This window comes from Pseudomonas sp. 51_B, from assembly GCF_017491595.1.
Lineage (GTDB): Bacteria > Pseudomonadota > Gammaproteobacteria > Pseudomonadales > Pseudomonadaceae > Aquipseudomonas > Aquipseudomonas promysalinigenes.
On record NZ_JAFGYW010000057.1, the window covers coordinates 1 to 1,581 of the forward strand.

Annotated in this window: 1 protein-coding gene; it reads right to left on the reverse strand. The window is 58.5% G+C overall.

All coding sequences use genetic code 11. From position 1 onward, the window contains the following. On the reverse strand, nt 1-1,581 hold a 1,581-nt coding region (locus J5M56_RS23545), incomplete at both ends, for an immunoglobulin-like domain-containing protein (RefSeq protein ID WP_347709433.1).

A 1,581-nucleotide genomic window follows, 5' to 3' on the forward strand; every position in this document is an offset into this window, starting at 1 on the left:
CGAGCTTCGCTGGATCATCGGTAACCGAAGTGGTTGGGTTCCCAGCGGTTTCCAGCCTCTCGTAGTTGCCACCGGTGACATTGGTGATGCTGTTGGTCAGCGGCGTATTGGTGTTGTAGACGTTGTTCGGTGCAACGTAGTCGACAGAACCCGAGCTGGCGTTGACCGGAATGGTGATGGTCTGGCCGTTGGCCAGGGTGATTACCAGCGGAGTACCGGTAACTGGCGAAGTCACGCTCGCGGTGTAGGTGACCACGCCACCTTCAACAGCGGACGGAGTGGCCGTCAGAGTCACTGTGGAAGTATCGATGGTGTCGGTAATAGCAGTCACAGCCGGTGTTGGGCTGACGTTCAGCTTCTCGAAGTCACCACCTGTGGTGCCGGTGACATTCACACTGACATTGCCGGCATCGACATAGACGGTGTTAGCTGGCGCATCGAACGAAACGCTGCCTTCAGTCTGGCCTTTGGCGATGGTGATCACGGCACCATTGCTCAAGGTAACCGTCATCTCGCTACCGGCTGGATTGGTCAGGGTGGCGGTGTAAACGATGCTGCCACCTTCCTGGACGGTGCCAGTGGCGGACAAGGTGAGGCCAGTGCTGTCCAGCTGGGTCGGATCATCGGTAACCGAAGTGGTTGGGTTACCAGCAGTCTCCAGCTTCTCGTAGTTGCCGCCAGTGACATTGGTGATGCTGTTGGTCAGCGGGGTGTTGGTGTTGTAGACGTTGTTTGGCGCAACGTAGTCAACCGAGCCAGAGCTGGCGTTTACCGGGATGGTGATGGTCTGGCCGTTAGCCAAAGTAATCACCAGCGGAGCACCAGTAACCGGTGCGTTGACGGTGGCGGTGTAGACCACGGTGCCGCCTTCGGTCACGCTTGGGGTCGCGGTCAAGGTCACCGTCGAAGTATCGATGGTATCGGTGATTGCGGTCACAACCGGCGCTGGGCTGACGTCCAGTTTCTCGAAGTCACCACCGGTGGTGCCGGTGACATTCACACTCACATTGCCAGCATCGACATAGACGGTGTTGGCTGGGGCATCGAACGACACGCTGCCTTCAGTCTGGCCTTTGGCGATGGTGATCACGGCACCGTTACTCAAGGTGACCGTCATCTCGCTGCCAGCCGGATTGGTCAGAGTAGCGGTGTAAACGATGCTGCCGCCTTCCTGGACGGTACCGGTGGCGGACAAGGTGAGGCCAGTACTGTCGAGCTTCGCCGGATCGTCAGTAACCGAAGTGGTCGGATTACCAGCAGTCTCCAGCTTCTCGTAGTTACCGCCAGTGACGTTAGTGATGCTGTTGGTCAGCGGCGTGTTGGTGTTGTAGACGTTGTTCGGTGCAACGTAGTCAACCGAGCCAGAGCTGGCGTTGACCGGGATGGTGATGGTCTGGCCATTGGCCAGAGTGATCACCAGAGGAGTGCCGGTAACTGGCGAAGTCACGCTCGCGGTGTAGGTGACCACGCCACCTTCAACAGCGGACGGAGTGGCCGTCAGAGTCACTGTGGAAGTATCGATGGTGTCGGTGATTGCAGTCACAGCCGGTGCCGGGCTGACGTCCAGCTTCTCGAAGTCAC